Below are 21,270 nucleotides of genomic sequence, written 5' to 3'. Positions count from 1 at the left end.
GCCGAGCCATGCTCGGCAGCGGCGTTACCGGCCAAGGCTGTCCTCACCCCACCCCCGCTCCGCGCCCCGGCCCTTGCGCTGGCGCAAGGGTGTTCAACAGGGGCAGGAGCCGGTGGTTCCTGAACGCCCCTCTTTCACCCCGCAGGCGGAGAAGGGCTAAAGCGGTAGTGCCGAGCCATGCTCGGCAGGGGGCATTACCGATAGATCGCCTTTGTAATGCCGAGCCATGCTCGGCAAGGGGCGTTACCCGCAAGGCCCGTGCAGAGCATGGCTCGGCACGACAGGGCTCGGCACGACAGGGCTGCCGGGCTCAAACATACGCGGCAGTAGGGATTGCGCCAGATTCGGCGCTGCGCCTTGGTCGCAGGGGTGAGCTAGACTGTTGCCCCTGTCGCGGCCTTTGGGCCGCCCTGAACGGAACTGTCATCCCGCATGAGTTGGCTCAGCAAGTTGATGCCGTCCGGCATCCGTACCGACAACACGCCCTCCAAAAAACGCAGCGTCCCCGAGGGGCTGTGGGAAAAATGCACGAGCTGCGGCGCGGCCCTGTACCGCCCGGAGCTTGAAGAAAACCTGGAGGTCTGCCCGAAGTGCGGCCACCACATGGCGATCCGTGCGCGTGCGCGCCTGGCATCGCTGTTCGACGTTGACAGCACGACCGAGATCGCTGCCCGCCTTGGGCCGACCGACGTGCTGAAGTTCAAGGACCAGAAAAAGTACGGCGAGCGCATCAAGGCCAGCCAGAAGAACACCGGCGAGTACGACGCATTGATCGCCATGCGGGGCCTGCTCAAGGGCCGCCCGCTGGTCGCTTCGTCCTTCGATTTCGCCTTCATGGGGGGCTCGATGGGCTCGGTGGTCGGTGAGCGTTTCTCGCTGGCAGCCGAAACCGCGCTGGAGATCGGTTCGCCTTACGTGTGTTTCTCCGCCTCCGGCGGTGCGCGCATGCAGGAAGGCCTGTTCTCGCTGATGCAGATGGCCAAGACCTCGGCGGCGCTGGCCAAGCTGCGCGAAGCCGGCCTGCCTTACATCTCGGTGCTGACCCATCCGACCACCGGTGGCGTGTCGGCCTCGTTCGCGATGCTGGGCGATATCAACATCGCCGAGCCGCATGCGCTGATCGGCTTCGCCGGCCCGCGCGTGATCGAGCAGACCGTGCGCGAAAAACTGCCGGAAGGCTTCCAGCGTTCGGAGTTCCTGCTTGAGCATGGCGCCATCGACCAGATCTGCGATCGCCGCGAAATGCGTGATCGCCTGGCCGACCTGTTGGCGATGCTGATGAATCAACCCCAGGCTGACAAGGACGTGGCAGCGTAATGAGCAACCGCAAGTATTTCGGGACCGACGGCATCCGCGGCCGGGTCGGCAAAGGCGTTATTTCCGCAGACTTCGTGTTGCGCGTGGGTAATGCACTGGGCCGGGTGCTGGTGGAGCGCAGCGGTGGCGGGCAGCCGACCGTTGTGATCGGCAAGGACACCCGCATTTCCGGCTACATGTTCGAGTCGGCGCTGGAGGCCGGGCTGGTGGCGGCCGGTGCCAATGTCCAGCTGCTGGGTCCCATGCCGACCCCGGCGGTGGCCTTCCTGGCCCATACCCTGGGCGCCGACGCTGGCATCGTGATCAGTGCCTCGCACAATCCGCACCATGACAATGGCATCAAGTTCTTCTCCGCCGAAGGCGAGAAGCTCGACGATGCCACCGAAGAAGCGCTGGAAGCGGCAATGGACCAGTCCTTCGCCACGGTCGAATCCGAGCAGTTGGGCAAGGCCATGCGCGCGCGCGACGCGGTGGGCCGTTACATCGAATTCTGCAAGGCCAGTGTGCCGCGCCATTTCTATCTGCGCGGGCTCAAGGTCGTTCTCGATTGCGCGCATGGCGCCACGTACCACATTGCGCCGCTGCTGTTCCGCGAGTTGGGCGCCGAGGTCATCGCCATTGGTGCCGAGCCCAATGGGGTCAACATCAATGACGGCGTGGGTTCCACCCATATCGACAACCTTGCGCGCAAGGTGGTCGAGGTTGGCGCCCATATGGGCATCGCCTTCGACGGCGACGGTGATCGCGTGCTGATGGTGGATGACACCGGCGCCGCGGTGGATGGTGATGGCCTGCTGTATATCCTTGCCAAGGCGTGGCAGGCCAGCGGTCGCCTGCGCGGCCCGGTGGTCGGTACCTTGATGACCAATTTCGGGCTGGAGCAGGCGCTGGGCCGCTTGGGTATCCCCTTCGTGCGTGCCAATGTCGGTGACCGATACGTGCACCAGGCGCTGGTCGAAGGTGGTGGCGTGCTGGGCGGTGAGGCCTCCGGTCACATCCTGTGCCTGGACCGCGCCACTACCGGTGATGCGATCGTCAGTGCGCTGCAGGTGCTGGAGGTGCTGGGTCAGGCCGGCCAGAACCTGCGTCAGGCGGGCGAGGGCTTGGCGATGGTGCCGCAGAAGACCATCAACGTGCGCCTTGAAAGCGGTGCGCGCGAAGTGGTCAAAAGTGCGCCCGTGCAGGCTGCACTGGCCGCTGCGCAGGCCGCCGTGGCGGGCCGGGGCAGGGCGTTCCTGCGTCCCTCCGGCACCGAGCCGGTGGTGCGGGTCACGGTCGAGGCGGATGAGGCTGGCCTGATGGCCGCCACCCTCGAGGCGCTGGCCGACGCGGTCCGTTCTGCTGCCGCACAGGTTTGAGCTGGATCATAGTGTTGAACCCGGGGTGTCGGTTCCAATGACCGGCACCCCGTTCCCTTCTCTGGAGTAGTTGAATGAGTTCCCGTATTCCCACCCTCGACATCACCCGTTTCGATAGCGACCGCGAGGCCTTCGTGGCCGAGCTGGGCGCCGCTTATCGTGAGTGGGGTTTCGCGGGCATTCGCAACCATGGCATCCCCCAGGCCGACATCGATGCCGCGTATGACGTCTTCAAGGCGTTCTTCGCACTGCCGGATGAGGTGAAGAAGCAGTACCACGTGGCGGGTGGCGGCGGCGCCCGCGGCTACACCCCGTTTGGCGTGGAAACCGCCAAGGGCTCCAAGCACTTCGATCTGAAGGAGTTCTGGCATATCGGCCGGGAAATCCCGGACGACTCCAAGTACCGCGAGGTGATGCCGCCGAACCTGTGGCCGACCGAGGTGCCGGGCTTCAAGGAGCATGGGTACGGCCTGTACCAGAAGCTGGACCAGCTGGGCTCGCGCGTGCTGTCGGCCCTGGCCCTGCACATCGGCCTGCCGCAGGAGTTTTTTGCCGACAAGACCAACAACGGCAACTCGATCCTGCGCCCGATCCATTACCCGCCGATCACCACCGACGATATCCCGAATGTGCGCGCCGGTGCCCATGGCGACATCAACTTCATCACCCTGTTGGTGGGCGCCAGCGCTGCTGGCCTGGAAGTGCAGTCGCATGAAGGTGAGTGGGTGCCGTTCACTTCCGACGCTGACACCATCGTGGTCAATATTGGCGACATGCTGCAGCGCCTGACCAACCACGTGTATCCGTCCACCATCCACCGCGTGGTCAATCCCCCGGGTGAGCTGGCTCGCAAGCCGCGCTATTCGGTGCCGTTCTTCCTGCATCCGAACCCGGACTTCCTGATCGACGTGTTGCCTTCCTGCATCACGGCGGAGAATCCGAGCCGTTATCCGGAGGCGATCACCGCCCATGGCTTCCTTGAAGAGCGCCTGCGCGAAATCAAGCTGAAGTAAGTGGGGTGGGCCGGTAGTGCCGGCTGCCATGCAGACGCCGTCGTGGCCCCGGGCTACGACGGCGTTTTTGCGTTTTGTCCCGGCTTGTCCGTGCCTTGTCCTGGCAATGTCTGCATATCGGCTATCCTTTGCCATTACTTTTTATCGGGGAGTTATGCCTGCATGCGCCGCAAGATCGTAGCTGGTAACTGGAAGCTGCACGGCAGCCGTGGTTTCGCCACCGACCTGGTGGGCAGGGTGGCTGCTGGCCTGCCGCTGGAGGGCGTGGATGTGCTGGTGCTGCCGCCCCTGCCGTACCTGGGTGATCTGGTCGAGGATTTCGAGGGCACCTCGCTGCTCTTCGGTGCCCAGGACGTGAGCAGCAATGAAAAGGGTGCCTATACCGGTGAGGTGTCGGCCGCGATGTTGGTCGACGTGGGTGCAACCCATGGCCTGGTCGGGCATTCCGAGCGTCGCCAGTATCACCATGAAAGCAGCGAGCTGGTGGCGCGCAAGTTCGTCGCGGCCAGTCATGCTGGCCTGGTCCCGGTCTTGTGCGTAGGTGAGACGCTGGAGCAGCGCGAGGCTGGCCAGACCGAGCAGGTGATAGCCGCGCAGCTGGCGCCGGTGCTGGAGCTTGCCGGGGTGCAGGCCTTCGCCAAGGCCGTGGTGGCGTATGAGCCAGTGTGGGCGATTGGTACTGGCCGGACCGCCAGTCCGGAGCAGGCGCAGGCCGTGCATGCGTTCATTCGTGGCGTAGTAGCCAAGGCCGATGCTAGAATTGCCGATTCGTTGCCGCTCCTCTATGGCGGCAGCGTGAAGCCCGACAATGCCGCAGAGCTGTTTTCGCAGCCTGACGTGGATGGCGGGCTGGTAGGCGGCGCATCGTTGGTGGCAGAGGATTTCCTGGCCATCGCGAGGGCAGCAGCCGGTCGCTAACGGGTAATTGTCCGGGACGGATTTCAAATGCTGATGTTGATCCTCAATGTGGTCTATGTGCTGGTGGCGATCGCGATGATCGCGCTGATCCTGATGCAGCGTGGCTCTGGTGCCGCAGCCGGTTCCGGCTTTGGCGCGGGTGCCTCGGGTACGGTGTTCGGTGCGCGCGGTGCCTCCAACTTCCTGTCCAAGAGCACCAAGTGGCTGGCCATCGTGTTCTTCGGCATCAGTCTGTTCATGGCCTGGTATGCCAGCCATGGTTCGCGCCCGACCAATCAGGGCCTGGGCGTGATGTCCCAGGTCGAGGCCCCGGCGGCGGCTCCGGCCACCGCTCCGGCAGGTGAGTTGCAGCCGCTTCCGGCGGCTCCGGCGGCTCCGGCCGTCGGTGAAGTGCCGCAGGCAGCTGCCCCGGCAGAAAATATTCCCGTCCAGAGTGAAGAAAAGCCCGCTGAGGGCTCCCAGAAAGACTGAAGACGGTTACAATACGCGGCGCACTGCTGAATCAGCAGTGCTGACGTAGGCCCAGGTGGCGGAATTGGTAGACGCACTACCTTGAGGTGGTAGCGACGAGAGTCGTAGGGGTTCGAGTCCCCTCTTGGGCACCATTGTTTTATGCGGGTACACGGGTTGCGGCAGCGCCCGTCGTGGCAACTCCCGTCAATCCCCCATGCCTTGGCACCTGCAGGTGTCCCGGGCAGAGGCAAGAGAGAATCGCTGTGCTGGCCGAATATTTGCCGTCTCTGCTATTTCTGATCGTCGCCACTGGCATCGGCGTTGCGCTGATGTTGATCGGCCGGTTCCTCGCTCCCCGTTCCCCGGATAACGAGAAACTCTCGGCCTACGAGTGCGGCTTCGAGGCGTTCGAAAATGCGCGCATGAAGTTCGACGTGCGCTACTACCTGATCGCCATCCAGTTCATCGTCTTTGACCTGGAAATCATCTTCATCGTGCCTTGGACCCAGGTGTTCATGGAGCTCGGCGCTCGTTCGCTGGTCACCATGGGCCTGTTCGTGGGCATGCTGTTCCTCGGCTTTATCTACGTGTGGAAGAAGGGAGCGCTGGAATGGGAGTGATCCAAACTCTCGACGGCCTGATGAACAACCCCGTCCCGGAAGGGCGGGTTGACGACATTCTGCGGCCTGAAGGCGATAACCCCCTGCTCGAGAAGGGCTATGTGACCACCAGCGTTGACGCGCTGCTGAATTGGGCACGTACCGGCTCGATGTGGCCGATGACCTTCGGTCTGGCCTGCTGCGCGGTCGAGATGATGCACGCCGGTGCGGCGCGCCTGGATCTTGACCGTTACGGCGTGGTGTTCCGCCCGTCGCCGCGTCAGTCCGACGTGATGATCGTGGCGGGTACCCTGGTCAACAAGATGGCCCCGGCGCTGCGCAAGGTCTACGACCAGATGCCGGACCCGAAGTGGGTCATCTCGATGGGTAGCTGCGCCAATGGCGGCGGCTACTACCACTATTCGTATTCCGTGGTGCGCGGCTGTGATCGCGTGGTGCCGGTGGACGTCTATGTCCCGGGCTGCCCGCCGACCGCCGAAGCGCTGGTGTACGGCATTTTGCAGCTGCAGAAGAAGATCTGGCGTACCCAGACCATCGCGCGCTGATCCCTTTTTACAATCAAGAGCACGCCAGCCCCCATGGCCCAGCAAGCACCTTCTCTCATCGAACGACTCCGCGCGCGCTTTGCCGGCGCGCAGGTCGTGGTGGTCGAACCGCGCGGCGAAGTTACGCTGGAAGTAGCTGTCGCTGATTGGCACGCAACTGCCTTGGCGTTGCGCGACGAGTTCGGCTTCGAGCACGCTACCGATCTGTGTGGCGTCGACTACCTTGGCTATGGCAGCGACGAGTGGGATACCTCGGACGTTTCCTCGCACGGCTTCAGCCGTGGCGTGGAAGGCAAGGGCGCTGGCCGTTTCGCCTGGGGTGAGTTCCCCAGCCACGAAACCGCCGACGGCGCACAGCCGGATGCGCTGCCCAAGCAGCGTTTTGCCGTGGTCTGCCAGCTGCGTTCCTACCAGCACAACCAGTTGCTGCGCATCCGCTGCTTCGCCCCGAGCGAAACGCTGCCGGTGGTCGCCTCGCTGACCGATATCCATCCGGGCCTGAACTGGTTCGAGCGTGAAGCGTTCGACCTGTACGGCGTGATCTTCGAAGGCCACCCGGACCTGCGTCGCATCCTGACCGACTACGGTTTCGTGGGCCATCCGTTCCGCAAGGATTTCCCGCTGATCGGCAACGTCGAAGTGCGTTACGACGAAGAAAAGAAGCGCGTGGTGTACGAGCCGGTGACTTCGGTCGAGCCGCGCGTCGGCGTGCCGCGTGTCATCCGCGACGATGCCCGTTTCCAGACCGCTGAAGGCGAGCGCGCGCAGACGGAGGCAAGCAAGTGAGTGCGGACGTAAAGAAAGAATTCCACCAGGCTTCGCAGGCCTTTGCGAGCAATCCGGCCGAAGCCCGGCAGGAGATCCGCAACTACACCATGAACTTCGGCCCGCAGCATCCGGCCGCGCATGGTGTGCTGCGCCTGATCCTGGAAATGGACGGTGAAACCATCGTCCGCGCCGATCCGCATATTGGTCTGCTGCATCGCGCGACTGAAAAGCTGGCCGAATCCAAGCCGTTCAATCAGTCGGTCGGCTACATGGATCGCCTGGATTACTGCTCGATGATGTGCAACGAGCACGCGTACGTGCGCTCGATCGAGACCCTGATGGGTATCGAAGTGCCGGAACGTGCGCAGTACATCCGCACCATGTTCGACGAAGTCACCCGCATCCTGAACCACTTGATGTGGCTGGGTTCCAATGCGCTCGATCTGGGCGCGATGGCGGTGATGCTGTACGCCTTCCGTGAACGCGAAGAGCTGATGGATTGCTATGAAGCAGTCTCCGGCGCACGCATGCACGCGGCGTATTACCGTCCGGGCGGCGTCTACCGCGACCTGCCCAGCACGATGCCGAAGTACAAGGAGTCGCGCTGGCACAAGGGCAATGCCCTCAAGCGCCTGAACGCCTCGCGTGAAGGCTCGCTGCTGGACTTCCTGGAGAACTTCACCAATGAGTTCCCCAGCCGCGTCGACGAATACGAAACCCTGCTGACCGACAACCGTATCTGGAAGCAGCGTACGGTCGGTATCGGCGTGATCACCCCGGAGCACGCGCTGGCCTGGGGCATGACCGGCGTGATGCTGCGCGGCTCGGGTATCGCCTGGGATCTGCGCAAGAAGCAGCCGTATGCCAAGTACGACGCGGTCGATTTCGATCTGCCGCTGGGCACCAATGGCGACTGCTACGACCGCTACCTGGTCCGCGTTGCCGAAATGCGTGAATCCAACCGCATCATCAAGCAGTGCGTGGCTTGGCTGAAGGCCAATCCGGGCCCGGTGATGGTCAAGAACTTCAAGGTCGCCCCGCCGGCTCGCGCCGAGATGAAGGACGACATGGAAGCGCTGATCCATCACTTCAAGCTGTTCAGTGAAGGCTACTGCGTACCGGCCGGCGAAACCTATGCCGCGGTTGAAGCGCCCAAGGGCGAGTTCGGCTGCTACCTGGTTTCCGATGGCGCCAACAAGCCGTTCCGCGTGCACCTGCGCGCACCGGGCTTTGCCCACCTGTCCTCGATCGACTCGATCGTGCGCGGCCACATGCTGGCCGACGTGGTGGCGATGATCGGTACCTACGATCTCGTGTTCGGTGAGGTTGACCGGTAATGCCCGGTAGCTGCACAACGCCCGATGCCTGCGCGGCCCTGCTGCTGCAGGCTTCGGTTTTCCAGAATTTGGTATTCGTTGAGGTCGGCCGATGAAGGCGACGGGTAATTACGAGGCGGCGCGCGACGTCGACCCGATGGTGGTGTTGAGCGACAAGACGCGCGCTCACATCGATCACTGGCTGACCAAGTTCCCGCCGGAGCGCAAGCGTTCGGCGGTGCTGCAGGGTCTGCATGCTGCGCAGGAGCAGAACCAGGGCTGGCTGACCGACGAGCTGATCGCCGGCGTGGCCAAGTACCTGGATCTGCCGTTCGTGTGGGCGTACGAGGTGGCGACCTTCTACTCGATGTTCGAGACCGAGAAGGTTGGCCGCAATAACGTCGCCATCTGCACCAACATCAGCTGCTGGCTCAACGGCGCCGACGACATCGTCCGCCATTGCGAGAAGAAGCTGGGCATCAAGCACGGTGAATCGACCGCCGACGGCCGCGTCTACCTCAAGAAAGAGGAAGAGTGCCTGGCCGGTTGCGCGGGCGCACCGATGATGGTCATCAACGGTCATTACCATGAGCGCCTGACGCTGGACCAGGTCGACGCGCTGCTGGACGGGCTGGAGTAAGGCATGGCACACCACGAATCCAAGGGCCCGGTCGGACCGGCGCCGCTTCCGCACAACGTGGTCTATACCACGCTGCATTACGACACCCCGTGGTCGTACGAAAGCTATCTGAAGACCGGTGGCTACGCCGCGCTGCGCAAGATCATCGAAGAGAAGATCGCGCCGGCCGACGTCATCGAGATGGTCAAGCAGTCCGGCCTGCGCGGCCGCGGCGGTGCGGGTTTCCCGACCGGCTTGAAGTGGTCCTTCATGCCCAAGGGCGATGTGCAGAAGTACATCCTCTGCAACTCGGACGAATCCGAACCGGGCACCTGCAAGGATCGCGACATCCTGCGCTACAACCCGCATTCGGTTGTCGAAGGCATGGCAATCGCCTGCTACGCCACCGGTTCGACCGTGGGCTACAACTACCTGCGCGGCGAGTTCCACCACGAGCCTTTCGAGCATTTCGAACAGGCCCTGGCCGATGCCTACAAGCATGGTTGGCTGGGCAAGAACGTGATGGGCAGCGGCGTTGATATCGATCTGTACTGCGCGCTTGGCGCCGGCGCTTACATCTGCGGTGAAGAAACCGCGCTGATGGAGTCGCTGGAAGGCAAGAAGGGCCAGCCGCGTTACAAGCCGCCGTTCCCGGCCAATTTCGGCCTGTACGGCAAGCCGTCGACGATCAACAACACCGAGACCTATGGGTCGGTGCCGGCGATCATCCGCAACGGTGCTGAGTGGTTCAAGGGCCTGAGCCTGACCAACAACGGTGGCCCGAAGTGTTTCTCGGTGTCCGGCTGCGTGGCCAAGGGTGGCAACTTTGAAGTTCCGCTGGGCACCACCTTTGACGATCTGCTGGAGATGGCAGGTGGCCTGCGCCCGGGTCGCAAGCTGAAGGCCGCGATCCCGGGTGGCGTGTCCATGCCGGTGCTGACCGCCGAGCAGCTCAAGGGCTTGCCGATGGACTACGACACCATCCGCGCACTGGGCTCGGGCCTGGGCTCGGGTGCCATCGTGGTGCTGGATGACAGCGTCTGCTGCGTGAAGTTCGCCTGCCGCATCAGCCAGTTCTTCCACAAGGAATCCTGTGGCCAGTGCACCCCGTGCCGCGAAGGTACCGGTTGGATGCATCGCGTGCTGGAGCGCATCGTCGCCGGCCAGGCCACGATGGAAGACCTGCATCAGCTGAAGACGGTGGCCGGCCAGATCGAAGGTCACACCATCTGTGCGTTCGGTGAGGCGGCAGCGTGGCCGATCCAAGGCTTCCTGCGCCAGTTCTGGGACGAATTCGAGTACTACATCGTCAACGGTCATTCGATGGTTGACGGCAAGAAGGTGGAGGCTGCTGCCGCATGAGCGCGCAACCGGTAAATCCCAACGTACCGCCGGATCATGTGACCATCGATATCGATGGTCAGACCCTGGTCGTACCCAAGGGTTCGATGATCATCCAGGCCGCCGACAAGGCTGGCATTCCGATTCCGCGCTTCTGCTACCACGAGAAGCTGCCGATCGCCGCAAACTGCCGCATGTGCCTGGTCGACGTTGAAAAGTCGCCCAAGCCGTCGCCGGCGTGCGCGACCCCGGTCATGGATGGCATGAAGATCCAGACCCGCAACGAAAAGGCACTGAAGTACCAGCGTTCGGTGATGGAGTTCCTGCTCATCAACCACCCGCTGGACTGCCCGATCTGCGACCAGGGCGGCGAGTGCGAGCTGCAGGACGTATCGCTGGGTTACGGCCGTTCGGTCAGCCGCTTCAACGAGCGCAAGCGCGTTGTGGCCGACGAGGACATGGGCCCGCTGGTCGCCACCGAGATGACCCGCTGCATCCAGTGCACGCGTTGCGTGCGCTTCACCGCAGAAGTCGCCGGTACCTACGAACTGGGTGGCATGTCGCGCGGTGAAAACCTGCAGATCGGCACCTACGACGGCAAGCCGTTGACCACCGAACTGTCCGGCAACGTCATCGACGTGTGCCCGGTGGGCGCGCTGACCAACAAGGTGTTCCAGTTCAAGGCCCGCCCGTGGGAACTGACCGCACGCGAGTCGCTGGGTTACCACGACGCGATGGGCTCGAACCTGTTCCTGCACGTGCGCCGCGGCGAAGTGCTGCGCGCCGTGCCGCGTGACAACGAACTGGTCAACGAGTGCTGGTTGTCCGACCGCGATCGTTATTCGCATCAGGGCCTGTATTCGGCCGACCGCGCGGTCAAGCCGTTGCAGAAGGTCAATGGCGAGTGGAAGGAAGTGAGCTGGGCCGAAGGTCTGGCCGCGGCCCGCGAAATCTTCGAAGCCAACCGTGGCGACGACCTCGGCGTGCTGGTGCACCCGGCGACGTCGAACGAGGAGGGCGCCTTGCTGGCGCGCCTGGCCGCTGGCCTGGGTTCGAACAACATCGACCACCGCATCAACAACCGCGATTTCTCCGACGCCCCGGTTGCCGAAGCCTTCGGCATGTCGCTGGCCGAGATTGAACACGCTGATCAGATCGTCGTGCTGGGTAGCAATATCCGCCACGAGCTGCCGCTGCTGCACGCTCGCCTGCGCAAGGCGCAGACCACCAACGGTGCCAAGATCCACGCGATCAACCCGGTGGACTTTGATTTTGCGTTCAAGCTCGCCGGCAAGCAGATCGTTGCACCGTCGCGCTTTGTCGAAGCACTGGGCAACGCCCAGCTGGTCGAGGCAGTGAAGGGCGGCAGCAACACCGTCATCATCGTCGGTTCGATTGCTGAGAATCACCCGCAGGCCGCTGCGATCCGTTCGGCTGCCAGCGCGTTTGCCGCCGCTACCGGCGCCAAGCTGTGCCGTATCCCGCAGGGCGCCAACGCACTGGGCCTGGCCCGCGTTGGCGTGTTGCCGGCCGGCAAGGACGTCAATGCGATGCTGGCCCAGCCGCGCAAGGCCTATGCCCTGTACGGCATCGAGCCTGGCCTGGACTTCGCCGATACCGCTGCCGCCCGCAAGGCGCTGGCCGGTGCCAAGGTGGTGGCATTCAGCCATTTCGCCTGCACCTCGACCCGCGACGTGGCCGACGTGATCCTGCCGATTGGCGCGCTGCCGGAAATCGACGGCACGCTGACCAATCTGGACGGCCGCGACCAGGTTGCCCGCGCCGGCGGCAAGCTGCAAGGCGAGGCCCGCGAGGGCTGGCGCGTGCTGCGTGCCCTCGGTGGCGACATGCAGTTGGCTGGTTTCGGTTTCACCGATCTGGCAGGCCTGCGCGCTGGCGTGCAGCCGGTGTCGGTCAAGGTTGCCGCTTCGGCGCAGCCGCAGCCGGCAGGCGAGGGCTTTGAAGTGGCTTCGACCCCGGCGATCTACCGTACCGACGCCGTCGTGCGTCGTGCCCAGGCGCTGCAGTCGCATCCGCTCAACAATGATCCGCGCATCGTGCTCAACGCCGATGACGCCGCGCGTCTGCAGCTGACCGAAGGCCAGATGGCCAAGGTCGGCACCGACGCCGGCCGCGCAACCCTGTCGGTTGTGGTCGACGCCCGCGTCGCTGCAGGTACGGTGTGGATTGAATCGGGCCACGGCGCGACCGCGCCGCTGGGTGCCGCTCGTGTAACGGTGGTGGCTGCATGAACGAGTTGCTGTTAAACGCGATCGACCCGCTGTACCAGTGGTTCATGGCACTGGGTGACATCGGCATCGTCCTGTGGACGGTGATCAAGATCCTGTTGATCGCCATGCCGGTGATCATTTCGGTTGCCTTCTACGTGCTGTGGGAGCGCAAGCTGATCGGCTGGATGCACGTGCGCCACGGGCCGATGTATGTCGGTCTGGGTGGCCTGCTGCAGGCCTTCGCCGACGTCACCAAGCTGCTGTTCAAGGAAATCATTGCACCGGCCAGTGCGCACAAGGCGATGTATGTCATCGCCCCGTTGATCGTGCTGGCACCGTCGTTCGCGGCGTGGGCGGTGGTTCCGTTCGACTACAAGCTTGTCTTGTCCAACGCCAACGTTGGCCTGCTGTACCTGCTGGCGATGACCTCGCTGGGCGTGTACGGCGTGATCCTGGCCGGTTGGGCATCCAACTCCAAGTACGCCTTCCTCGGTGCGATGCGTTCGGCCGCGCAGGTGGTCAGTTACGAAATCGCGATGGGCTTTGCCCTGGTCGGCGTGATGATCGCCGCCGGCAGCTTGAACCTGACCGACATCGTGCTGGCGCAGAAGGGCAACGCCGGTCTGTTCGACTGGTTCCTGCTGCCGCTGTTCCCGCTGTTCGTCGTGTACTGGGTATCCGGCGTTGCCGAAACCAACCGCGCGCCGTTCGACGTGGTGGAAGGTGAGTCGGAAATCGTTGCCGGCCACATGGTTGAGTACTCCGGCGGTGCGTTCGCACTGTTCTTCCTGGCCGAATACGCCAACATGATCCTGGTCAGCTTCCTGATCTCGATCTTCTTCCTCGGTGGCTGGCTGAGCCCGCTCCAGGGCTGGATCACGGCAGACGTATCGCCGTGGATCAACTGGATCTGGACCGGCGGTTGGCCGTGGCTGTTGCTGAAGGTGCTGTTCTTCGCCAGCGCATATATCTGGTTCCGTGCCAGCTTCCCGCGCTTCCGCTATGACCAGATCATGCGTCTGGGCTGGAAGGTGTTCATCCCGCTGACCATTTTCTGGATCGCGGTGACGGCACTGATGGTGTTCTACGGCGTGATCCAGAAGGGCGTTTGATTCATGAATAAGATCACCCACTATTTCAAAAGCCTGCTGCTCCTGGAGTTGCTCGGCGGCTTGTGGCTGACGTTGAAATACACGTTCAAGCCCAAGTACACCGTGATGTACCCGATGGAGAAGTTCCCGCAGTCGCCGCGTTTCCGTGGCCTGCACGCTTTGCGCCGCTATCCCAACGGTGAAGAGCGCTGCATCGCCTGCAAACTGTGCGAAGCGGTGTGCCCGGCACTGGCCATCACCATCGACTCGGACAAGCGCGAAGACGGCACCCGCCGTACCACGCGTTACGAAATCGACCTGTTCAAGTGCATCTTCTGCGGCTTCTGCGAAGAAAGCTGCCCGGTGGACTCGATCGTCGAGACCCACATTCTCGAGTACCACTTCGAGAAGCGTGGCGAGAACATCATCACCAAGCCGCAGCTGCTGGCACTTGGCGACCGGCTTGAAGCCGAAATCGCCGAGCGCCGCGCCGCCGACGCCGCCTTCCGCTGAGGTCTTGAGATGGATTGGGTAAATATTGCTTTCTGGTTCTTCTCCATCATCGCCGGTATCTCGGCGGGGTCGGTGATCAGCGTGCGCAACCCGGTGTATGCCGTGCTGTGCCTGATCCTGACGTTCTTCTCGGTAGCCTGCGTTTGGCTGCTGGTGGGGGCGGAGTTCCTGGGTGTCACCCTGGTGCTGGTCTACGTCGGCGCGGTGATGGTGTTGTTCCTGTTCGTGGTGATGATGCTGGACATCGACACCACCAACCTGCGTGAAGGCTGGGTGCGTTACCTGCCGGTCGGCCTGGTGGTCGCGGTGGTGATGCTGGTGCAGATGCTGACCCTGATCGGCATCAAGGCACGCACCGCGCCGTTCCCGGTGGACAATGCCGCTGCGGTTGCTGCTGACACTTCCAACATCACCTGGCTGGCACGCAGCCTGTTCACCGAGTACCTGCTGCCGTTCGAGTTCGCCGCCGTGATCCTGACCGTGGCCGTGGTGGCAGCAGTGATGCTGACCCTGCGCCGCCGCGAGGGCCTGAAGACGCAGAACCCGACCGAGCAGACCATGGTCAAGGCAAAGGACCGCCTGCGCATCGTCAAGATGGCCGCCGAAAAGCCGGTGGTGCAGGTGGAAGTGAAGAACGAAGGTGGCGAGGAGGCCAAGCCATGATTTCCCTGGGCCATATGCTCGCGCTGGGCGCGGTGATGTTCTGCATCAGCGTTGCCGGCATCTTCCTCAACCGGAAGAACATCATCGTCCTGCTGATGTCGATCGAACTGATGCTGCTGTCGGTGAACATCAACTTCATCGCCTTCTCGCGTGAGCTCGGCGACACCGCCGGTCAGCTGTTCGTTTTCTTCATCCTGACCGTGGCCGCGGCAGAAGCTGCAATCGGCCTCGCGATCCTGGTGACCTTGTTCCGTACTCGCCACACCATCAACGTGGGCGAAGTCGATTCGCTGAAGGGCTGATCCGAAGATGGAAATCACTCTCTCCAAGAGTCTGTTGATTGCAGTGGTGCTAGCACCACTGTTCGGCAGCATCATCGCCGGCCTGTTCGGTCGTCAGGTGGGGCGCAAGGGCGCCCAGTACATCACCATCCTCGGCGTTGCCATCAGCTGCGGCCTGTCGGCCTACGCTTTCTGGCAGCTGCTGTGGGGTGGGGCGCAGCCGTACAACGAGAACGTGTACACCTTCTTTGAAGTCGGCCAGTACTCCGCGCACGTCGGTTTCATGATCGACCGCATGACCGCGATGATGATGGTGGTGGTGACGTTCGTGTCGCTGCTGGTCCACATCTACTCGATCGGCTACATGGCCGAGGACGACGGTTACCAGCGCTTCTTCAGCTACATCTCGCTGTTCACCTTCTCGATGCTCACCCTGGTGATGAGCAACAACTTCCTGCAGCTGTTCTTCGGCTGGGAAGCGGTGGGCCTGGTGTCGTACCTGCTGATCGGCTTCTACTTCAAGCGTCCGACCGCGATCTTCGCCAACATGAAGGCCTTCCTGGTCAATCGTGTGGGTGACTTCGGCTTCTTGCTGGGTATCGGCGGCATCCTGTGGGCCTTCGGCACGCTGGATTACGCAACCGTGTTTGCCAATGCCGGCGCCGTGCTGGGCACTGACCTGACCGGCCACGCTGCCGTGCAGCTGATCGGCGACCAGCAGTGGAGCGTGGCTACCGTCATCTGCATCTGCCTGTTCATCGGCGCGATGGGCAAGTCGGCCCAGGTGCCGCTGCACGTCTGGCTGCCGGACTCGATGGAAGGCCCGACCCCGATCTCGGCACTGATCCACGCCGCGACCATGGTCACCGCCGGCATCTTCATGGTGACCCGCATGTCGCCGCTGTTCGAGCTGTCGCAGACCGCGCTGGACTTCATCCTGTTCATCGGTGCCACCACCGCGTTCTTCACCGGCCTGATCGGCATCGTGCAGAGCGACATCAAGCGCGTGGTTGCCTATTCGACGCTGTCGCAGCTGGGCTACATGACCGTTGCGCTGGGTGTGTCGGCCTACTCGGGTGCCGTGTTCCACCTGATGACCCACGCCTTCTTCAAGGCGCTGCTGTTCCTGGGTGCCGGTTCGGTGATCATGGGCATGCACCATGAGCAGAACATGATGAAGATGGGCGGCCTGCGCAAATACATGCCGATCACCCACATCACCATGTGGATCGGTACGTTGGCTCTGGTGGGTACGCCGTTCTTCGCGGGTTTCTATTCGAAGGACACCATCATCGAAGCCGCCGCGCACCACGCGCACGAATCTTCGAGCTGGATCGCGACCTACGGCTACTGGGCTGTGCTGGGCGGCGTCATCGTCACCAGTTTCTACAGCTTCCGCCTGCTGTTCCTGACCTTCTTCGGCAAGGAACGCTTCCGCGACGCGCATGATGATCACCACGCTGATCACGGCCACGGCCACGATGATCACCACGGTCATGGTGCGCACGAACCGCATGAGTCGCCGTGGGTGGTGACCCTGCCGCTGATCCTGCTGGCGATCCCGTCGGTGCTGATCGGTTTCTTCACCATCGGCCCGATGCTGTTCGGTACCGGTTGGGATGGTCACCACGCCGCTGGCGGCATCCCCGGCCAGACCATGTCGTTCTTCACCGGCATCGTCGACTTCTATGACCCGGCACGTGACACCATCGCCGCTGTGGGCAAGGAGTTCTGGCACGGTTCGGTTGCCTATGCGCTGCACGGCATGATGATGCCGGCGTTCTGGCTGACCGTTGCCGGCTTCGCACTGGCCTGGGTGTTCTACATCTGGAAGCCGGAACTTGCAGGCAAGTCCCGCAAGACGCTGGCACCGGTGGTTTCGCTGCTGGAAAACAAGTACGGCTTCGACAAGCTCTGGATCGACGGCTTTGCCGGCGGCGGTGTGCAGCTCGGCAAGGCCGCCCGTGCGGTGGATAGCACGGTCGTTGATGGGGTGATGGTCAATGGTTCGGCGCGTCTGGTCGACCTGGCTGCCAACCTGCTGCGCCGCACCCAAACCGGTTTCCTCTACCACTACGCTTTCGTGATGATCATCGGCCTGATTGCCCTGTTGGGCCTGCTGATGCATTTCTGGCGTTGACCTGTACGGAATAGAAGACGTGTCGAACTGGCCCCTACTTAGTATCCTCATCTGGCTGCCGATCCTCGGCGGTGCGTTGATCCTTGCTGTGCGCAACGCCCAGATCGCCCGATGGGCATCGATGGCGGTGGCACTGCTCACCTTCCTGCTCAGCCTCGGTCTGCTCAGCGGTTACGACCGCGGCGCCGCCGACGTGATGCAGTTCGTCGAGCAGCACCCCTGGATCCCGGCCTTCGGCATCGGCTACAACCTTGCCGTCGACGGTATCGCCATCGCGCTGGTGCTGTTGACCACGCTGATCGGCGTGCTGGCCCTGGTCGGCGCCTGGGGCGTGGTGGACAAGCGCGTGAACCAGTACGTGGCTGCCTTCCTGGTTCTGGAAGGCGTGACGGTCGGCATCTTTGCCGCGACCGACGCGATGCTGTTCTACGTGTTCTTTGAAGCCATGCTGATCCCGATGTTCCTGATCATCGGTGTCTGGGGCGGCCCGCGTCGCATCTACGCGGCCATGAAGTTCTTCCTGTACACCTTCCTCGGCTCGGTGCTGATGCTGGTGGCGCTGATCTACCTGTACCTGAAGGGCGGCAGCTTCCAGCTGGCCGACCTGTACCAGCTGCAGCTGTCGGCCAAGGAGCAGACCTGGATCTTCTTCGCATTCCTGATCGCCTTCGCGGTCAAGGTGCCGATGTTCCCGGTCCACACCTGGTTGCCGGACGCGCACGTCGAGGCGCCGACCGCTGGTTCGGTGATCCTGGCGGCCATCGCGCTGAAGATCGGTGGCTATGGCTTCCTGCGCTTCAACCTGCCGATCGTGCCTGACGCGAGCAGCGAGTGGGCGTGGCTGATCATCGCCCTGTCGCTGGTGGCCGTGATCTATGTGGGCCTGGTGGCCATGGTGCAGGACGACATGAAGAAGCTGATTGCTTATTCGTCAGTCGCGCACATGGGCTTTGTGACCCTGGGTACCTTCACCGCACTGTGGCTGGTGCGCGAAGCCGGCAACGCTGATGCTGCGCGTCTGGGTCTGCAGGGTGCGATGGTGCAGATGATCTCGCACGGCTTCGTGTCCGGTGCGATGTTCTCCTGCGTCGGCGTGCTGTACGACCGCATGCATAGCCGCCGCATCGCCGATTACGGCGGCGTGGTCAACGTGATGCCGTGGTTTGCTGCCTTTGCACTGCTGTTCTTCATGGCCAACTCGGGCCTGCCGGGCACCAGCGGCTTTGTCGGTGAGTTCATGATCGTGCTGGCTGCGTTCCAGTGGAACCCGCTGGTTGCAGCGGGTGCAGCGACCACGCTGATCATCAGCGCCGCCTATTCGCTGTGGCTGTACAAGCGCGTGTTCTTCGGTGAGGTGGGCAATGCCCACGTCGCTGAGTTGAAGGACATCAACGGCCGTGAGTGGCTGGTAATGAGCGTGTTTGCCATCGGTACGCTGGTGCTGGGCTTCTATCCCAAGCCGCTGACCGACCTGATGGAGCCGTCCATCGCCCATCTGGCGATGCAGATCGCTTCGAGCAAGCTGCTGTAAGCGGCCCGTCGAGAGTATTGATTCCAGGATTTGATGATGACAACGCCGACGCCTTTGCCGTTGACCACAACCGACCTGCTGCCGTTGCTGCCCGAACTGGTAGTGATTGGCGGTGCCTTCGCCCTGCTGATCCTTGATCTGTTCATCAGCAACCGCCACAAGGTCTGGACCCACTTCCTGTCGGTGGCCGTCCTTGCCGTCGCCTTCGTGATGCTGCTTGCCGGCGTGGGCGGGCAGGGCGAGGTGTTCCACGGCATGTTCGTCCGCGACAACGCGGCCGACATCATGAAGACGGTGATCGTTCTGGTCAGCGGCCTGAGCCTGGTCTACGGCTGGAGCTACCTGCGCGAACGCAACCTGTTCCAGGGTGAAATCCCGGTGCTGATCCTGTTCGCCACGGCGGGCATGATGATCCTGGTGTCGGCTGGCAGCCTGCTGATGGTCTATCTGGGCCTGGAACTGCTGGCGCTGTGTTCCTACGCGCTGGTTGCCAGTAACCGCGAGAACAAGCTGGCCGCAGAAGCGGGCATGAAGTACATCGTGCTTGGTTCGCTGGCCTCGGGCCTGCTGCTGTATGGCATGTCGCTGGTTTACGGCGCCACCGGCTCGCTGCACCTGGACGTGATCCGCGATGCCGCCGCGCATAGCGATGAGCGCCTGCTGCTGTTGACCGGTGCCGTGTTCATGGTCGCCGGCGTGGCCTTCAAGCTGGGTGCCGCGCCGTTCCACATGTGGCTGCCCGACGTGTACCAGGGTGCCCCGGCGCCGATCGCGCTGTTCATCAGTTCGGCACCGAAGCTGGCGGCTTTCGGCATGGCGTACCGCCTGCTGGAAATGGGCGTTGGCCCGCTGTCGACCGAGTTGCAGTACGTGCTGGCCGGTCTGGCTGCGCTGTCGCTGGTCATCGGTAACCTGATGGCCATTGCACAGACCAACCTCAAGCGCATGCTGGCATATTCCACCGTGTCACACATCGGCTTCCTGCTGATGGGTATCGCCGGTGGGGGCGAGGAGGGCTATTCGGCCGCCATGTTCTATGCCATCGCCTACGCGATCATGTCGACCGCATCGTTCGGCGCGATCATTGCGCTGTCCCGTGCCGGCTTCGAAGCCGAGAACATCGAAGACTTCAAGGGCTTGAACGCACGCAGCCCGTGGATGGCAGGCCTGGTCCTGTGCATCATGGCGTCGCTGGCCGGCATCCCGCCGTTCCTGGGTTTCTGGACCAAGTTGTCGGTACTGGGCGCGGCCATCAACGGCGGCCTGTTGTGGCTGGCGCTGGTGGGTGTGATCTGCGCGGTGATCGGTTGCTTCTACTATCTGCGCGTCATCAAGGTCATGTACTTCGATGAGCCGGTGGGTGAGCCGCTGCCGCGTAACAACGACCGTATCCTGGGGATCGTGTTGGGCGTGAATTCCATCCTGCTGCTGTTCCTGCCGCTTGGCTTGGGCCCAGTCATGGAGTGGATGCGCAATTCTTTTGCACATTTGTCGTAAAACTAGATACAAATCTGCAAGAAGTGTGTAACATGTGTCTCCTGAGTTGACGACGGCGCCGGCAACGGCGCAGTCGGAACCACCGGAAAGTGGTTCGGCCAAAGAGAGTTTCTCTTTGGGGTTTCTCCGGAAACGGAGAAACAATGAAGTAAAAAAGCTTGCAATTCACGCTTACTTACTTCATAATTCCGCTTCTGATGCGGGGTGGAGCAGTCTGGCAGCTCGTCGGGCTCATAACCCGAAGGTCGCAGGTTCAAATCCTGCCCCCGCTACCATCTTTGGTTTGACCGAAACATGGTTCAAACTAAGTTGGGCTCGTAGATACGGCTGCTTCCGTATCTGCAACTGGAATCCGGTCACCGGGTTCATAGGACAAAGGGCCCAGTTGGGCCCTTTGTTGTTTCCGAAGTGCGGAAAGCCCGACTGGGTGAATGCACCTGTTCCCCTCAAATATTCAAGGCAGGCTGTGAGCGACAAGGCTACTGAAATCGCGAATCTGCTGAGCCCCACCGTGCAAGCGTTGGGGCTCGAGTTGCTTGGTGCCGAATATCTGCCGGCGCCGGGCGGTGCAACGTTGCGCCTTTATATCGATGTGCCGCTGGCCGAACAGCCCGAGCGCATGGTCAATATCGACGACTGCGAACGTGTCAGTCGCGAAGTGTCGGCGCAGCTCGACGTCGAAGACCCGATCAGCGGTAACTACACGCTGGAAGTGTCTTCGCCGGGCGTTGATCGTCCGCTGTTCACGTTGCAGCAGTTTGAACTGGCCATTGGCGAGTCGGCCAAGGTTGGCCTGAAACTGCCGCAGGAAAACCGCCGCCGCCTGCAGGGCGAGATTGCCGCGGTTGATGCAGCGCAGGGCACGGTCACCTTTATTGTCGACAACAAGCCGTTCGTGGCGTCGTTCGACAATATCGACAAGGCACGCATCATTCCGGACTGGGCCGCATTGGGCCTGGCACCGACCAAACCGACGGGTCCGGCCCCCAAGCAGGGCAAGCCCAAGAATAATTCCAATAACGAAACGGCGGCCAAAAAGCCGCGCGCGGAGTGAG

At 62.7% G+C, this 21,270-nt stretch carries 20 protein-coding genes and 2 tRNA genes; all 22 read left to right on the top strand.

The window, feature by feature from the left end; translation table 11 throughout:
* Nucleotides 1–432 precede the first annotated feature (432 nt).
* The 22 genes from accD (at nt 433) to rimP (ending at nt 21,269) form a co-directional block, all read left to right on the top strand.
* A complete protein-coding gene (gene accD / locus RT460_RS12845) occupies nt 433–1,317 on the top strand; it encodes an acetyl-CoA carboxylase, carboxyltransferase subunit beta (protein WP_313319351.1) in 885 nt (294 codons plus the stop codon).
* Nucleotides 1,317–2,675, top strand: a complete 1,359-nt coding sequence (glmM, locus tag RT460_RS12840) for a phosphoglucosamine mutase (protein WP_313319350.1) — start codon at nt 1,317–1,319, stop codon at nt 2,673–2,675. The genes accD and glmM overlap by 1 nt, the downstream gene beginning before the upstream one ends.
* Before the next feature lie 74 nt (nt 2,676–2,749).
* Nucleotides 2,750–3,688 (top strand): 2-oxoglutarate and iron-dependent oxygenase domain-containing protein, encoded by a 939-nt coding sequence (locus RT460_RS12835; RefSeq protein WP_313319349.1) that lies wholly within the window; start codon nt 2,750–2,752, stop codon nt 3,686–3,688.
* 162 nt (nt 3,689–3,850) lie between these two features.
* Nucleotides 3,851–4,606: a triose-phosphate isomerase gene (gene tpiA / locus RT460_RS12830; protein ID WP_313319348.1), complete on the top strand. Its 756-nt coding sequence runs from the start codon at nt 3,851–3,853 to the stop codon at nt 4,604–4,606.
* 27 nt (nt 4,607–4,633) lie between these two features.
* A complete protein-coding gene (gene secG / locus RT460_RS12825) occupies nt 4,634–5,077 on the top strand; it encodes a preprotein translocase subunit SecG (RefSeq protein WP_313319347.1) in 444 nt (147 codons plus the stop codon).
* Between the two features lie 49 nt (nt 5,078–5,126).
* Nucleotides 5,127–5,211 (top strand) — tRNA-Leu (locus RT460_RS12820).
* Between the two features lie 111 nt (nt 5,212–5,322).
* Entirely contained in the window at nt 5,323–5,679 is a 357-nt protein-coding gene (locus tag RT460_RS12815) for an NADH-quinone oxidoreductase subunit A (protein ID WP_232147756.1), read from the top strand.
* Complete coding sequence (locus RT460_RS12810; RefSeq protein WP_293708854.1) at nt 5,670–6,224, top strand: NADH-quinone oxidoreductase subunit B; 555 nt, start codon at nt 5,670–5,672, stop codon at nt 6,222–6,224. The genes RT460_RS12815 and RT460_RS12810 overlap by 10 nt, the downstream gene beginning before the upstream one ends.
* Before the next feature lie 33 nt (nt 6,225–6,257).
* Nucleotides 6,258–7,010, top strand: coding sequence for an NADH-quinone oxidoreductase subunit C (locus RT460_RS12805; protein ID WP_313319346.1), 753 nt, complete (start codon nt 6,258–6,260; stop codon nt 7,008–7,010).
* Between the two features lie 89 nt (nt 7,011–7,099).
* Nucleotides 7,100–8,329, top strand: a complete 1,230-nt coding sequence (locus tag RT460_RS12800) for an NADH-quinone oxidoreductase subunit D (protein ID WP_313319366.1) — start codon at nt 7,100–7,102, stop codon at nt 8,327–8,329.
* Nucleotides 8,330–8,420: 91 nt separating this feature from the next.
* On the top strand, nt 8,421–8,948 hold the full coding sequence (gene nuoE, locus RT460_RS12795; protein ID WP_313319345.1) for an NADH-quinone oxidoreductase subunit NuoE: 528 nt from the start codon (nt 8,421–8,423) through the stop codon (nt 8,946–8,948).
* Between the two features lie 3 nt (nt 8,949–8,951).
* Nucleotides 8,952–10,289, top strand: coding sequence for an NADH-quinone oxidoreductase subunit NuoF (nuoF, locus tag RT460_RS12790; RefSeq protein ID WP_313319344.1), 1,338 nt, complete (start codon nt 8,952–8,954; stop codon nt 10,287–10,289).
* Nucleotides 10,286–12,520 (top strand): NADH-quinone oxidoreductase subunit NuoG, encoded by a 2,235-nt coding sequence (gene nuoG, locus RT460_RS12785; RefSeq protein ID WP_313319343.1) that lies wholly within the window; start codon nt 10,286–10,288, stop codon nt 12,518–12,520. Before nuoF ends, nuoG begins: the two co-directional genes overlap by 4 nt.
* A complete protein-coding gene (nuoH, locus tag RT460_RS12780; protein ID WP_313319342.1) occupies nt 12,517–13,611 on the top strand; it encodes an NADH-quinone oxidoreductase subunit NuoH in 1,095 nt (364 codons plus the stop codon). The genes nuoG and nuoH overlap by 4 nt, the downstream gene beginning before the upstream one ends.
* A gap of 3 nt (nt 13,612–13,614) precedes the next feature.
* Nucleotides 13,615–14,103 carry an NADH-quinone oxidoreductase subunit NuoI gene (nuoI, locus tag RT460_RS12775; RefSeq protein ID WP_313319341.1) on the top strand — a complete coding sequence of 163 codons (489 nt, stop codon included), beginning with the start codon at nt 13,615–13,617 and terminating at the stop codon, nt 14,101–14,103.
* A gap of 9 nt (nt 14,104–14,112) precedes the next feature.
* Nucleotides 14,113–14,766 carry an NADH-quinone oxidoreductase subunit J gene (locus tag RT460_RS12770; protein ID WP_313319340.1) on the top strand — a complete coding sequence of 218 codons (654 nt, stop codon included), beginning with the start codon at nt 14,113–14,115 and terminating at the stop codon, nt 14,764–14,766.
* A complete protein-coding gene (gene nuoK / locus RT460_RS12765) occupies nt 14,763–15,068 on the top strand; it encodes an NADH-quinone oxidoreductase subunit NuoK (protein WP_054656949.1) in 306 nt (101 codons plus the stop codon). Before RT460_RS12770 ends, nuoK begins: the two co-directional genes overlap by 4 nt.
* 7 nt (nt 15,069–15,075) lie before the next feature.
* Nucleotides 15,076–17,187 (top strand): NADH-quinone oxidoreductase subunit L, encoded by a 2,112-nt coding sequence (gene nuoL, locus RT460_RS12760; RefSeq protein ID WP_313319339.1) that lies wholly within the window; start codon nt 15,076–15,078, stop codon nt 17,185–17,187.
* Between the two features lie 19 nt (nt 17,188–17,206).
* A complete protein-coding gene (locus tag RT460_RS12755; protein WP_313319338.1) occupies nt 17,207–18,718 on the top strand; it encodes an NADH-quinone oxidoreductase subunit M in 1,512 nt (503 codons plus the stop codon).
* A gap of 36 nt (nt 18,719–18,754) precedes the next feature.
* Nucleotides 18,755–20,215 carry an NADH-quinone oxidoreductase subunit NuoN gene (gene nuoN, locus RT460_RS12750; RefSeq protein ID WP_313319337.1) on the top strand — a complete coding sequence of 487 codons (1,461 nt, stop codon included), beginning with the start codon at nt 18,755–18,757 and terminating at the stop codon, nt 20,213–20,215.
* 198 nt (nt 20,216–20,413) lie between these two features.
* Nucleotides 20,414–20,490 (top strand) — tRNA-Met (locus tag RT460_RS12745).
* A 191-nt stretch (nt 20,491–20,681) separates the two neighbouring features.
* Nucleotides 20,682–21,269 carry a ribosome maturation factor RimP gene (gene rimP / locus RT460_RS12740; protein WP_313319336.1) on the top strand — a complete coding sequence of 196 codons (588 nt, stop codon included), beginning with the start codon at nt 20,682–20,684 and terminating at the stop codon, nt 21,267–21,269.
* Nucleotide 21,270 lies beyond the last annotated feature (1 nt).

Origin of the sequence: Stenotrophomonas sp. (assembly GCF_032061965.1) — a bacterium.
Classification (GTDB): domain Bacteria; phylum Pseudomonadota; class Gammaproteobacteria; order Xanthomonadales; family Xanthomonadaceae; genus Stenotrophomonas.
This window is presented reverse-complemented; position numbering and strand designations above follow the sequence as displayed.

Excerpts from the sequence above, each read along its gene's own strand:
- accD (WP_313319351.1), top strand. The coding sequence starts at position 433 with ATGAGTTGGCTCAGCAAGTTGATGCCGTCCGGCATCCGTACCGACAAC.
- glmM (WP_313319350.1), top strand. The coding sequence starts at position 1,317 with ATGAGCAACCGCAAGTATTTCGGGACCGACGGCATCCGCGGCCGGGTC.
- RT460_RS12835 (WP_313319349.1), top strand. The coding sequence starts at position 2,750 with ATGAGTTCCCGTATTCCCACCCTCGACATCACCCGTTTCGATAGCGAC.
- tpiA (WP_313319348.1), top strand. The coding sequence starts at position 3,851 with ATGCGCCGCAAGATCGTAGCTGGTAACTGGAAGCTGCACGGCAGCCGT.
- secG (WP_313319347.1), top strand. The coding sequence starts at position 4,634 with ATGCTGATGTTGATCCTCAATGTGGTCTATGTGCTGGTGGCGATCGCG.
- RT460_RS12810 (WP_293708854.1), top strand. The coding sequence starts at position 5,670 with ATGGGAGTGATCCAAACTCTCGACGGCCTGATGAACAACCCCGTCCCG.
- RT460_RS12805 (WP_313319346.1), top strand. The coding sequence starts at position 6,258 with ATGGCCCAGCAAGCACCTTCTCTCATCGAACGACTCCGCGCGCGCTTT.
- RT460_RS12800 (WP_313319366.1), top strand. The coding sequence starts at position 7,100 with ATGAACTTCGGCCCGCAGCATCCGGCCGCGCATGGTGTGCTGCGCCTG.
- nuoE (WP_313319345.1), top strand. The coding sequence starts at position 8,421 with ATGAAGGCGACGGGTAATTACGAGGCGGCGCGCGACGTCGACCCGATG.
- nuoF (WP_313319344.1), top strand. The coding sequence starts at position 8,952 with ATGGCACACCACGAATCCAAGGGCCCGGTCGGACCGGCGCCGCTTCCG.
- nuoG (WP_313319343.1), top strand. The coding sequence starts at position 10,286 with ATGAGCGCGCAACCGGTAAATCCCAACGTACCGCCGGATCATGTGACC.
- nuoH (WP_313319342.1), top strand. The coding sequence starts at position 12,517 with ATGAACGAGTTGCTGTTAAACGCGATCGACCCGCTGTACCAGTGGTTC.
- nuoI (WP_313319341.1), top strand. The coding sequence starts at position 13,615 with ATGAATAAGATCACCCACTATTTCAAAAGCCTGCTGCTCCTGGAGTTG.
- RT460_RS12770 (WP_313319340.1), top strand. The coding sequence starts at position 14,113 with ATGGATTGGGTAAATATTGCTTTCTGGTTCTTCTCCATCATCGCCGGT.
- nuoK (WP_054656949.1), top strand. The coding sequence starts at position 14,763 with ATGATTTCCCTGGGCCATATGCTCGCGCTGGGCGCGGTGATGTTCTGC.
- nuoL (WP_313319339.1), top strand. The coding sequence starts at position 15,076 with ATGGAAATCACTCTCTCCAAGAGTCTGTTGATTGCAGTGGTGCTAGCA.
- nuoN (WP_313319337.1), top strand. The coding sequence starts at position 18,755 with ATGACAACGCCGACGCCTTTGCCGTTGACCACAACCGACCTGCTGCCG.